Annotated in this window: 12 protein-coding genes; 1 reads left to right on the forward strand and 11 read right to left on the reverse strand. The window is 51.1% G+C overall.

Annotation, left to right across the window (positions count from 1 at the left end; genetic code table 11):
- Positions 1-149 precede the first annotated feature (149 nt).
- A complete protein-coding gene (locus BLQ99_RS05960; protein WP_093689101.1) occupies positions 150-1,832 on the reverse strand; it encodes an FAD-binding protein in 1,683 nt (560 codons plus the stop codon).
- A complete protein-coding gene (locus tag BLQ99_RS05965) occupies positions 1,829-2,200 on the reverse strand; it encodes a 2Fe-2S iron-sulfur cluster-binding protein (protein WP_093689103.1) in 372 nt (123 codons plus the stop codon). The genes BLQ99_RS05960 and BLQ99_RS05965 overlap by 4 nt, the downstream gene beginning before the upstream one ends.
- A gap of 374 nt (positions 2,201-2,574) precedes the next feature.
- On the opposite strand from BLQ99_RS05965, the gene gap reads away from it, so the two are divergent.
- The gene (gap, locus tag BLQ99_RS05970) at positions 2,575-3,624 is read left to right on the forward strand and encodes a type I glyceraldehyde-3-phosphate dehydrogenase (RefSeq protein WP_093689105.1); all 1,050 of its coding nucleotides are present in this window, start codon (positions 2,575-2,577) and stop codon (positions 3,622-3,624) included.
- 166 nt (positions 3,625-3,790) lie between these two features.
- Here gap and BLQ99_RS05975 read toward each other — a convergent pair whose 3' ends face one another.
- From BLQ99_RS05975 to thiD, 9 genes are all read right to left on the reverse strand, one after another.
- Positions 3,791-4,804: a zinc-binding alcohol dehydrogenase family protein gene (locus BLQ99_RS05975; RefSeq protein WP_093689107.1), complete on the reverse strand. Its 1,014-nt coding sequence runs from the start codon at positions 4,802-4,804 to the stop codon at positions 3,791-3,793.
- 67 nt (positions 4,805-4,871) lie between these two features.
- A complete protein-coding gene (locus BLQ99_RS05980; RefSeq protein WP_093689109.1) occupies positions 4,872-6,152 on the reverse strand; it encodes a TRAP transporter large permease in 1,281 nt (426 codons plus the stop codon).
- A gap of 6 nt (positions 6,153-6,158) precedes the next feature.
- Complete coding sequence (locus tag BLQ99_RS05985) at positions 6,159-6,650, reverse strand: TRAP transporter small permease (RefSeq protein ID WP_093689111.1); 492 nt, start codon at positions 6,648-6,650, stop codon at positions 6,159-6,161.
- Between the two features lie 59 nt (positions 6,651-6,709).
- Positions 6,710-7,726 carry a C4-dicarboxylate TRAP transporter substrate-binding protein gene (locus tag BLQ99_RS05990; RefSeq protein WP_171904609.1) on the reverse strand — a complete coding sequence of 339 codons (1,017 nt, stop codon included), beginning with the start codon at positions 7,724-7,726 and terminating at the stop codon, positions 6,710-6,712.
- Between the two features lie 180 nt (positions 7,727-7,906).
- Positions 7,907-9,748 carry a sigma 54-interacting transcriptional regulator gene (locus BLQ99_RS05995; protein ID WP_093689115.1) on the reverse strand — a complete coding sequence of 614 codons (1,842 nt, stop codon included), beginning with the start codon at positions 9,746-9,748 and terminating at the stop codon, positions 7,907-7,909.
- A 220-nt stretch (positions 9,749-9,968) separates the two neighbouring features.
- Positions 9,969-10,364, reverse strand: a complete 396-nt coding sequence (locus BLQ99_RS06000; RefSeq protein WP_093689117.1) for a YkvA family protein — start codon at positions 10,362-10,364, stop codon at positions 9,969-9,971.
- A gap of 211 nt (positions 10,365-10,575) precedes the next feature.
- A complete protein-coding gene (thiW, locus tag BLQ99_RS06005; RefSeq protein ID WP_093689119.1) occupies positions 10,576-11,076 on the reverse strand; it encodes an energy coupling factor transporter S component ThiW in 501 nt (166 codons plus the stop codon).
- A gap of 2 nt (positions 11,077-11,078) precedes the next feature.
- Positions 11,079-11,918, reverse strand: a complete 840-nt coding sequence (gene thiM, locus BLQ99_RS06010) for a hydroxyethylthiazole kinase (RefSeq protein WP_093689121.1) — start codon at positions 11,916-11,918, stop codon at positions 11,079-11,081.
- Positions 11,911-12,720, reverse strand: coding sequence for a bifunctional hydroxymethylpyrimidine kinase/phosphomethylpyrimidine kinase (gene thiD / locus BLQ99_RS06015; protein ID WP_093689123.1), 810 nt, complete (start codon positions 12,718-12,720; stop codon positions 11,911-11,913). The genes thiM and thiD overlap by 8 nt, the downstream gene beginning before the upstream one ends.
- Positions 12,721-12,743: the final 23 nt, after the last annotated feature.

Raw genomic sequence — 12,743 nt, forward strand, 5'->3', positions numbered from 1 at the left:
CGAAAACATCTACCCCGGACGCACCGGTCCGCAGCAAGTCCAGTATACGACCCGATTCTGAAAAAAAACTGAAAAAAGACCAAAAAACAGCGGTGATTAGAGGACTTTTCCCCAATCACCGCTGTCGGCTATTTTGGCAGTTTGCTCTTTTAAAGCCTAATTACCGGCCTAACCCCAAACTGCGGCCCCGTTTCGCCCTTGACCGCCACTGTATGTTTAAGCCAGTTAGTGTCGTCCTGGCGCGGAAAATCACTCCGGAAATGGTGGCCCCGCGATTCTTCCCGCATAAGCGCGCTGCCGGCGACAAGTCTGGCAATTTCGCACATATTCGCGAGTTGGAGCACATCCATAAGAGCCTGGTTATAAACCGCCATGGCCGGCACGCGCACCTGGGCCAAGGCATCCTCCACTTCGGCCGTGACCGCCAGCAGTTGCTTTAGCCCGGCTGCCTCCCGGCTGACGCCGGCATACTGCTGGACCGCGCGGCGCAACCTATCCCGCAAGGCCGCTATCCGGGGCTCCTGCGGCCCCCCAGCCCCAATGCGGCCGGTCACCCGCGCCGCCTCCGCTTCGAGCGAGGCGGGGTCGGGGTTTACGTGTTCAACCATTGCCGCCCAGGCATGGGCCGCCTCACCCGCTTTCGCGCCGAACACCTGGGTCGCCGCAAGCCCGCTGCCAGCCAGGCGGTTCGCGCCGTCAAAATTGCCGGCGCACTCGGGGGTGGCGTAGAGACCGGCAATGGTGGTGCGGCACTGCTCGTCGATGAAAATGCCGCCCATCAGATAATGAGCGCCAGGCGCCACTTCCACCTTAGCCGTCGCCGGGTCAACGCCATGGGCTCGGATATACTGGTACTGGGCAGTGCTAAGTCGTTTGCGGACAGCTTCTTCCCCTTGCGGTGAGTCGCCGACATACCACAGTAGTCCGCCCCGCGCCGTGCCCCGTCCCTCGCGAATGGTCCGGGCCATCAGGCGCATCGCCTCGTCCCGCACAGGCAGGGGCTTGGGCAGGACGGCCTTGCCTTCCTTATCGTAAACATTCCCGTCTAAGATGGCAGGATCAAGAAACTCGTAGTGAACAAAAGCGCCTTGCAGCGAGGGCGGCCAAACAATGACCGACGGATAAAACAGCACCATCTCCATATCTACCAGTTCGGCTCCGGCCCGATAGGCGTAAATTATGCCGTCGCCCGTGGCATCGGTCGGACAGTCGTTGACTTCCCACAGCCACTGACAGCCGCCGGTCGCCATAACAATTGCTTTCGCCCTCAGCAGCGTGAATTCGCCGGTGCGCAGGTCCATTCCGACCGCGCCGGCTACGGCCGGCTGCCCGCCGCTTGCTTTAATCAGTCCGGTTACATAAAAATCATCCCGGAGGTCTATGTGCGGATGGTTGCGGCAGGCCCGAGCCAAGGCGCCCGCCAAGCCGACGCCGCCGCCCCGGAAAAAGATATTGCGCGGCCGAGACTGGCCGGGGAATTGGCCGATGGCGAAATTTCCCGCTTCGTCTCGCACAATCCGGGCGCCGAAGCGTTCGGCGTCCAAAGCCCTGGCACAGGCATCCTCCGCCAAAACCTTGATAAGATTTTGGTCCCCTAACTCATAGCCGAACTTAACCGTATCCTGAAAAAATAACTCAGGACTGTCATCAGGATGGAACGGCGCCTGCATACCGCCGGCCGCCGTCAGGGTAATCCCCGACCTGGCCGCCGGCCCTTTATTGACCAGCATCACCGCCGACCCTGCCTCGGCCGCCGCCAAGGCGGCCCGCAGCCCGGCGCCGCCGCCGCCAATGACCAGGACTTCGGTCATCACTTGTTTGCTAACTTTCATTGCCGTCCCTCCTCTGCCTTGTCTTGCCCCGCCGGCAACGGCTGCGTGAAATCGACCACTACATCCCGCAAAAGCTTAAACTGGGAATGGGGCTCGATGACCACCGTTTCGCCCGGCCGCACCAGCGTCGTACAGCCGAACACGTCCTTGCCGTTTACCCGGACCAGGCAGGAGCCGCATTTTCCTTTAAAACAGGTTGACGTCCGGCAGGCAAAGGTCGGATCCAGGTCGTGAATTTTTGCAAGCAGTGCCATAACAGACAAAGGCTCGCTGCTTTCAACCGTGTATTCTTCCAGCCGCCCTGCAGTATCGCTGGCGGGATTAAAGCGGAACACTTTTGCCAAAATCTTTCCATTGTACGCACTCAATCCTCATCCCTCCCTGTTATTGGAGCTAGCCAGTGTTTCGGCAGCCAGCGCGATATTTCCTGCCAAAATAATCCATTTTGGACTTAATCCCTTAATTATTCTTTCTCTCGCTTCGCTCAGCCACCAGAATTAGTAGCTAAATAGCTTCAGCACCTTTTACGCACGTTAAAGTACCTTACGACCGGTATTTTTGCACCTATCCTTTTTAGAAAAATATACAAAATCAAGCAAAACAGTCAAATAAGGCCGTATTTTAATAATATCCAAGGGAATTTATGGTTGTTATTCCCTTGAAATATGCTATACTAATTACGTATTGTTCATCATATTTCTGCATTTCTTCTTTTAGCACTATTGTCAGAGGGGGAAGAACTATGCCAATAAGGATAGGGATTAACGGGTTTGGTCGCATAGGGCGAATGTGTCTAAGAGCGGCGCTACGCAACGAAGACGTGGAAGTTGTCGCGATTAACAGCACGTCCAGCCCCCAAGCGTCGGCTCACCTGTTAAAATATGACTCGGTCCACGGCAAGCTTACTAACACGGTTGAGGCTACCGACAGCGAAATCGTGATTGACGGCCGCCCAATCAGGGTAATATCTGACCGCAACCCCGCCAACTTGCCGTGGGGCAAGCTGGGCGTCGACATCGTCATCGAAGCCACCGGCAAATTTAATTCCGGCAAAGACTGTGAAATCCATCTTGAAAACGGAGCAAAAAAGGTCATCATCACCGCACCGGCCAAAGACAATGCCCCCACGTTTGTCATGGGGGTTAACCAAGCATCGTACCTTCCCGAAGTTCATCACATTGTGTCCAACGCGTCCTGCACTACCAATTGTTTAGCGCCAATCGTCAAAGTAATTCACGATAACTTTGGGATTGTCACTGGTATTATGTCAACTGTTCACGCCTTTACTACTGACCAGCGCAGCCTGGACAACAGCCACAAAGATCTTCGCCGCGCCAGAAGCTGCGTCCAATCAATCGTTCCGACGACAACCGGCGCCGCCAAAGCCATCGGCCTTGTTATCCCTGAGTTGAAAGGCAAGCTGAACGGGATTGCAATCCGTGTTCCGGTCCCGAATGTGTCGCTAACCGACTTAGTAGTCGAACTCAGTCGCGATGTTACGGTGGAAGATATCAATAATGCGCTGCGCAGCGCGGCCAACGGCCCGATGAAAGGCATCATCGAGTATTGCGACGAACCGCTTGTCTCCGCTGACTTCCTCGGTAACAGCCATTCGGCGATTGTCGATGCGCTTTCCACCATGATTGTCGGCCACCGGACCGCCAAAATTTTAGCCTGGTACGACAACGAATGGGGCTATTCCTGCCGGGTAATTGATCTGGCCCGTTACATTGGACAAAGACTGGCGCAGGCAGAAAACCAACCGGCTAGACTAAAAGCAGTAGGCTATTAGAAACTCTTCGGCGCGACGGGTAAGTAAAAAAAGCTGCCAGCTCCGGCCCTTCGGCCGGGCTGGCAGCTTTTATGCCATGCGATTACATCTGGCCACCCTGCAGCCCGCGCGGCAGCTGCAGAAAGCAGATTAAAGCGCCCTAGCTATAAAAGCTAGGCGACGGCGTTTAAAACATGGCAATAACTTTCAGGTATTTTTCCGGACGGGCGGCAATATCTTCCACCAGGGCCGGGACAGCCGCCATCGGGATGGTCTTGGTCACCAGGGCTCCTACGTTAACTTTTTGTTCAGCGATCAGCCGTAAACTTTCAGGGAACATGTTCACACTGTTGCGCGAGCCAACAACGTTTAGTTCCTTTTTGGTAAACAACGCCGTGGGCAGCGATATTTCGCTTTTCGGCCATCCAACCAGCGATATCCGGCCAGCATAGGCAACATAGTCAATACTGTTGCGGATAGCCCGGGCATCGCCCGACGCCTCGATTACCGCTTCACCCATCCGGCCATTGGTAATTGCCTTAATTTCCTGGACGGCATCCTGAACAACCGGATTTATGACATAGTTTATCCCCAGTTTTCCGGCAAGTTCCAATCTTGCGGCCACCGGATCGACGACGACCGGAACGGCCCCCAGCGTTAGTGCATACTGCGCTGCTAAAAGACCAATCGGCCCTGCGCCGGTAATCACCACATGTTCGCCGGCCTTTACTTGCGCCCGCTTAACCGCCTGCATGGCAATGACCAGCGGCTCGACCATTGGCATAATTTCCCAGGGAATATTATCTGGCGCTTTGTGGACTAAGTGTCGCGGGTGAGAAAAATATTCGGCCATGCCGCCTTCGATATGCACGCCTAGCACGGTCAGGTTTTCACAGCAGTTGGTACGGCCAAGCGAGCACGGATAGCACTTACCGCAATAAACATACGGTTCCAGCACGATGCGATCGCCTACGGCAAACATTGTTTCGTCAGCCGCTACCTCTACGATTTCGCCGGCAATTTCATGGCCAATAATCCGGGGGTAGGTAACAAGCGGGTTTGTGCCCCGGTAGGCGCCGATGTCCGAACCGCATATTCCAGCGCTGCGGACCTTGATTAACACGTGGTCGTTTGCGCGTTCAGGCCGGTTAGTTTCTTCAATTCGTATATCACCGGGAGCTCTTAAGCAAACAACTTTCATTCACGTACACGCTCCTTCCTAGGCCTATATATGATTACGCCAGTTACTTACTCTGATAATCAATTTTCTATTTAACCAAATCAGCTAAAACTAAAGATAAGGGCGGATAATAGGTAGTTACTGCCAAAGTAACCAGCAGCGCGACATAGAAAGGAATGATTTCTTTTAGATACTCATCCATTTTTACCCCGGTTAATGTGCATGTTAGGAACATTGTCGTACCAAAGGGCGGGGTAATTGCCCCAATTGACAAATTAAATATCATTGTAATACCGAAATGGACAGGATCAATGCCTAGGGCATGCACGGTGGGCATTAATAATGGGGTGAGGACAATAATTGCCGCGTTACCGTCCAAGAACATGCCGACAACCAAAAGAAAAATGTTGACAATAAGGAGAAATACTTCCGGACTGGTAGTAATGTCCGTCAACATGACGGTAACACGTTCGGCAATGCCTTCCCAGGTGAGAATCCAGGCGAAACCGGCGGAAGCCATCAAGATTAACATGATAGCGCCGTTTGAGCGCGCTGATTCTAGGAGCGCCGCTTTAATATCGGACCATTTGGTTTCCCGGTACGCTAATCCGACTAACAGCGAATAGATAACTGTTACTGCCCCTGCCTCAGTAGGCGTAAAAATCCCGTAGCGAATACCACCTAAAATAATGACCATCAACATTAGGCCCCAAAAGGCTTCTTTGGTAGCCAGAAAAACCTCTTTAACCGTCGGCGCTTTGGTCCTGGTCGGCTTATAGCCCCGGCGTCGGGCAACAAAATCTACCGCAACCATTAATAAAAGCGTAAGTAAAATTCCCGGGCCTATGCCGCCCAAAAACAATTTGCCGATTGATGTATCGGAAACAAATCCATAAATGATGAGGCCAATACCAGGCGGAAGGATCGGCCCCAGCAGCGCCGATGCCGATGTCAATGCAGCGGCAAACGGCTTACTGTAACCGTTGCGCACCATCTCAGGCACTAATACTTTACAAATCATCGCGGCGTCTGCTAAACCGGCGCCGGAGGGTCCGCCAATCAGTGCCCCCAGTACAACATTGGTCTGGGCCAATCCGCCCCGTAAATGGCCTGATAAAACATCGGAAAGCTTGAGCAAGCGCTGAGTAATACCGGTATAATTTAAAATTGAGCCCAGCATCATAAAAAAAGGTATAGCCAGTAGCGGTACATTATCGGCGCCGCCTATCATACGTTGAATAACCATAACCGGTGATAAGTTATTAGCCATAAAAAAATAAATAAATGTTGCCAGTGTGATAGCGAAAGCCACTGGTACATTAATCCCGAAAAGGGCTAGCATGACAAGTGATGCTGCTAAAACCTCCATATTTCGCTACTCCTCTATGTTACAGTTTTCTCTCTTACCGGTAAGGTCCAACCAGAAAAGCCGGATATAATACAACAACATAAATGCGCTTCCAACCGGAACAGCAAGGTCTACATACGTATATGGTATTCCAAGCATCGGCGTTAATTTTTGGCTTGCCGATAACGCTAACTTAGTGCCGTACCATATCATCAACAACAACGTTGCAATTACACAGACATCTACTAACAAGTTTAAAACCCATTTTGCCCTGGAAGGCAGTTTTCTTGCCAATACGTCAATACTACAGTGGCCTTCAGCTTTTATAACCGACGCAGCGCCTAGCATGGTCAGCCAAACAAAGGTAAAAATAGTTACCTCCTCTACCCACCCCCAGGGTTTACCTACTACATAGCGCATAAATACATTGGCACAGGCTAGTAGGATAATGAACGCCATGAACAGCATCCCAAGAATATCATCCAAGTTTTTAATCATTCTCCAGATTATACGCCCCATCGTATCACGTCCTTTAGTAATCCGGCCCCGGTCGTATAACCGAGGCCGGGTTATATCGGTTATTTGCTGTTAATAATAGCCATTACTTTATCCATTACTTCAGGCGGAAACTCTTTGCTAAATCTCTTGGGGAAGTCTTTCATCCGCTCTTTAAAGGCCGCACGGTCTACCTCAACTACCTGCACGCCGGCTGCTTTCATCTTTTCGAGCGCTTCTTTATCAGCCTTTTCGTTTTCTTTCTCAAGGAAACGTCCCGCTTCTTCACCAGTTTCCTTCAGCATTTTAACGATATCAGGAGGTAGTGTGTCGATGAACTTTTTACCCGCGATCCAGGTGGAAAGATTAACTTGATGGCGCGTCAGCATCAAGTATTTTGCTCCTTCATGCATCTTGCCGCCATATAATACGGGAAGGGGGTTTTCCGCGCCGTTAATAACGCCTTGCATTAAAGCAGGGTAAGCTTCAGCGAGCGGCATCGGTGTTGCCACTGCGCCCATGGCGTTCATCATTTCCGTAGACAGGCGTATGTTAGGTACCCGAATTTTTAAACCCTGAAGGTCTTCGGGCTTGGTAACCGGTTTTGTGGCAATCAAATGGCGATCGCCATATATCCATTTACTGTGAACCACATACAGCCCCTTAGCTTCCAGTTTCTTGGACAATTCTTTAAAAAGATCGCTGTCAACCAACTTATATAACTGTTCTTTATTGTCAAAGATGTATGGCAGATAGGTAACGCCAAACTCGGGAACATAATCCATGAGAAAACCGCCGTCAGAGATAGTAATAACGTTTGAACCTATAGTCAGTTGCTCGGTAACGTCCTTTTGCGATCCTAATTGAGAACTTGGATAATATTGAAACTCAACCCGGCCGTTGCTTCTTTCCTTCATTAACCGGCCCCATTCGCGCACTGCTTTATCATTTGGTTCACCAACGTTATTACCATAGGCAATCTTAATAATGATTTTTTCATCTGCTTTCTTATCTGTAGTTTTCGCGCCGCCGCAGCCGACCAGCACCAGTGAAGTAATTACTATAACTGCCAGTAAACCAACAAACCATTTCCGCTTCATACCCATCCTCCTCAGAATATTTCTTAAATTCTAGACACACGCTAACAGCCAATTATCACCACCCATGAATAAATTAGTAAGCAAAACCAATAATATGCAAAAATCATGCCAAGTCTCGGGACGTGATCTGTCCTGACCAAGACCTGGTTTTATTTCAAAAATGAAATTAGCTCCATTTCATTATTGAAATGGAGCTTTGGTTTTGCGCCATAGCGTAACTTTGCTGATGCCCAGTTTAGCACAGACTTCGTCCGGGCCATATCGCGCCAGGAGCTGCCGAATGATTTCGCTCTCCATCTGCTTTAGACTTCCTGCTTCCTTGATGGCAAGATAATAGCCGCTGTCTACCCTTGCCTCCTGCTCGCCCAGAACTTCGGCGACCTGCTCATAGCCAATCCGGTCAGCTTCGCCGATGCTATAAGCAATCACTTCCGCTACATTCCGCAGTTGGCGAATATTGCCCGGCCAAGGATACGAAATTAATAGCCGCGTAGCAGCCGGATCAAGCTTAACGGTCTTGTCCGGACGAAACTTATTAAAGTAGTACAAAAATATCAACGGAATATCTTCCGGCCGTTCTCGCAAAGGCGGTAGGCGCAACCCAAGTACATGGATGCGGTAATAGAGATCCTGGCGGAACCGGCCTTGTTTTACCTGTTCAAACAAATCGCGGTTAGTCGCCGAAATAATCCGTACGTCAACCGGTATGATCCGGTCATCGCCAATACGCATGATTTCTTTTTCCTGCAGGACTCTGAGCAGTCGGCTCTGGATATCGGGCGAAAGCTCCCCGATTTCATCAAGAAAAATCGTGCCGCCGTGGGCCAGTTCGAACAGGCCCGGTTTACCCCCTTTACGCGCCCCGGTAAACGCCCCTTCGACATAGCCAAACAGTTCGCTTTCCATCAAACTCGGCGGGATGGACGCAGTATTGACAGATACAAAGGGGCCCTTGCGGCGGTTGCTGTGGTTGTGAATGCTTTGCGCCAGTACCTCTTTTCCCGTACCGGTTTCACCATAAATAAGCAGGTTAGAGTCGTACAGCGCATATTTTTTGGCTTTTTCAATAAGTTTTTTCATTATGCCGGACTGACCGATGATATCCTCGAACGTATTTTTCGCATACAGGCCTTTCTGGTATAGTGAAAAGCGAATCTTCCGTTCCGACGCTTGGATGCTGGCCACCTCATGAAAGGTTACTACTTTGCCGTTTTCTTTATTGTTAAATTCCAGCGGAATTACCCGGGCAATTACATTACTGCCATTAATTGTAACAATCTTTTCTTGATACCGGTGTTTAACAAGCTCCTTGATGCTATGAAAAGTTAGTTCCTTCCCTTCACCCGCACAGATTTTGCGCGCGACGTTATTATAGAAACTCAGTTGATTGTTACCGGTGACCGCGATGACCCCTTCATCAATATTGTCGATGATTGCCTTGAGCTGGGCCGTTTGCAATTTCTCGCGTTCCTTGGCCTTAACAATCCGCACCGCTTCTTCAATCGCCCGCCTTATGGACGTAGCACCGGATTCCAACATTTCTGCCACCATGCCGCAGGTTTTGGCCGTTTCATAAGCCGCACGACAGCCAATAACGGCTTCCACGCCTTGCCTGTAAAGTTCCAGAACCGTTTTGGCGATCTCGCTTTCATTCCGGCAGGAGCGGATGTGTATTTCGGTCTCTGATATGTTAAAATTACCGGTTATCCCGTCAAAGATATTCGCCCGGCTGACAATGCCGATCCGCCGAATATCCAAGGCGGTCAGCTTACTGACAATACTAAGCAGGTCGTATACCGACATGGTAATCTCAATAACCGTGAACCTGTTCAGCGCCTTTACTTCTTCCGCTAAACCGCCCCGGCTGATGATTACTTCGACATCGCCGTATCTCTTTATAACCCGTTCTGCTTCTTGGTCACTGGCAGTAGCAACATACAGCTCTATCCCCATCTGCTGGGCAATATTTGCCGCCAATTCCGCCATATTATGAAACGGAGCAAGAAACAAAATAGGCATCATGGTTATATTCCTCCAGCCTGTATAGTCCGCCCCAAATTAGCAGTGCCCCCACCTATTGCCTGTCTTATTTTTGAAATTCTGCATAATATAGGCATTTCCCTTTGCATTTCGCCTGAACTTCTTTCAAAAAAACCTGCACTTTTTTTATAGAAAATAAAAAAGCGCAGACGCGCCTCTTAACAAAACCACTCCGCCCTTTCCACTTTCTACGTTCCACTGTTCAGCGCGACAGGTAAACCCAAAGATATTTAACCCCGATGATGATTAGGGCAACCCAGGCAACCACAAACAAAACAATCAATCCGAGGATCAGGGGCGCCCGCCGTTTCCATCTTTCACTTTCCCTTTGACATTCCGTCCGAACTGTTTCCGGCAAAAGGTTTATCAGGTAGAACATTGCCGCCGGCGCTAATACGGCGTCATCGGCAAACCCAAAGAGGGGGAGATAATCGGGCAATATGTCTACCGGGCTAATGATATAAGCAATTAAAGCAAGCAGCATTACTTTTACAACGATGGGGGTACGGGGATGCTTCCAGGCGAAATATAGGATTAGGGCATTATTCTTGAACACCTTCAGCCATCCCCACCAGCGCAGCAAACCGCTTGGGACCATGTAAAACACCACCTGTTATTATTAATATAAACCATACTACCACGCTTACCCATCATTATACCTGTCCGTAACACCGGTTGCCAAATAAATCGGCCCAAATATTACTCCGACCAAAAACAGTCCCCGTCGGCCTTACGGCTGACGGGGACTGTTATGTAATCGGCATTATGCGCAATCGGCAAGTTGGCCGGATAAATCTATAAATCTTTAATTAGGCAGCACCTTGCCCAAGCTTTTCCCGAAAAAATTTAACCACCGGCGTATGGTACAACAGATAAGCAATAATACTACCGCCAGCAGTGCTGACGAAAAAGGGAATAACAAAGAAGAACGCGCCAACCTTAGAACCAATAAGATATTTGGCCACCGGGAACGCCACCAGGGCGCCGATGATGCCGGTGCCGATAACTTCGCCCACCACCGCACCGAGGATATGCCCTGTCCGGTGGTACACAATTCCGGCCAGGGCCGCGCCAATCATGCTGCCGGGAAAGGCGAGGAGCGAACCGGTGCCAAGAATATTGCGCAAAAGCGAAATCCCGAAAGCGGCACTGACCGAATAGCGGGTCCCCAGCAGCACCGCTAATAAGACGTTGATGGCATGCTGGACAGGAAAACATTTGGCCGCACCAACCGGAATATACACCAGGTGGGCGGACAAAACCCCAATAGCCATAAATAAGGCCGTAAACGTCAGTTTTTTCAGCCTCACGCTTATCGCTCCCTGCCGTAGTATTCAATCCGGCCATACTCATGGATGATGGCCGGCGTCATCTTGAACACCGCATCAAAAAGGCGCATCCGGAAAGTGCCGATCCCGTCTTCGGGTTTTAGGAACCGCTGCGCCAGTTCCCCCGCGATCCCCATAACGGCAATACCGGCCGCCGCCCCGGCAAAATAGTCGTCGGTCGCGCCGCAGCAGCACCCGATCAGGGACGTCGCCATACACCCCGTACCGGTTACCGCTGTCAGCAGCGGATGTCCGTTGTTGATCAGACAGAGATCGTCGCCGCGCACCACAATGTCCGTCTTACCGGTAATGGCCACCGTGCACCCCAGCTGCCGGGCAAGATTTTGGGCTGCTTGCACGCCGCCCTGTTCGTCCGCTATCGAGTCTACCCCTTTTATACCCGTATTCAGACCGGCCAATACTTTAATCTCGGACATATTACCCCGGATGACGGCCAGCCGTACCTCGCGGATTATTTGTTCGGCCGCTGCGGTCCGCATGGCGGTGGCACCTACGCCCACTGGATCGAAAATAACCGGAACCCCTAAGCTATTAGCCTTTTTACCGGCGGCAACCATCGCCGCCACCGCCCGGGAGCTCAATGTGCCGATATTGAGCACCAGCGCTGCGGCATGAGAAACCATTTCCTCCACTTCCGCGATATCGCTCGCCATAACCGGCGAGGCGCCGAGCGCGAGCGTGATATTGGCGCAATCATTAACCGTCACATAGTTGGTAATATGGTGAACTAACGGTCGCTTTTGCTTTACCTGGGTAAGGATGGCGGCAATTTTGGCCAGTAGGTCGGTTTGCCCGTTACTCATCAATAAACACCCCTGCTTTTTTATATAAATCATAAAAATGATGCGTCGGACCGACGCCTTTGCCAATGGCCAGCGCGTGCGCGATGGCAGTAGTGATATATTCCTTGGCCAGCGCTACGGCGTCATACACCGCATACCCCCTGGCCAAGTTGGCCGCAATGGCCGCCGACAGCGTGCAGCCGGTGCCATGAGTATTCGCGGTGGCGATACGAGGCGATGAAAAATAGCGAAAAGTATTGCCGTCAAACAAAATATCGGTGGCATCGTCAGCCCGGTGGCCGCCTTTCAGCAAGACATTTTGCGGGCCAAAGCGGTGGATCATTTTAGCGGCTTCTTCCATATCCTTCAAACTGGTAATTTTCATGCCGGTAATAACTTCCGCTTCCGGAATATTGGGCGTCACTACCGTCGCCAGCGGCAGCAGCAAAGCGGTCAGTTTGCTCTCAGCCGCCGGGTTGAGCAAATGATACCCGCTTTTCGATACCATCACCGGATCGACGACAACGTTACGGGCCTGGTACTTTTTGAGCCCGGCCGCAATCGTCTCGATGGTTTCAATCTGGGAAACCATGCCAATTTTAACCGCATCGACTGCAATGTCTTCAAAGACAGCTTCGATCTGTTTGGCGATAACTGCCGGGTCAATATCCTGAACCGCAAAAACACCCTGGGTATTTTGCGCCGTAACGGCCGTAATAACGCTCATGCCAAAAACACCGTTGGCGGCAAAAGCCTTTAAATCGGCCTGGATACCGGCGCCGCCGGATGAATCCGAACCGGCAATCGTCAATGCTTTTTTCATGGTTAGCCCACCTCGCCCATAAT

The sequence above is a fragment of the Sporolituus thermophilus DSM 23256 genome (assembly GCF_900102435.1).
GTDB classification, from domain to species: Bacteria; Bacillota; Negativicutes; order Sporomusales; family Thermosinaceae; genus Thermosinus; species Thermosinus thermophilus.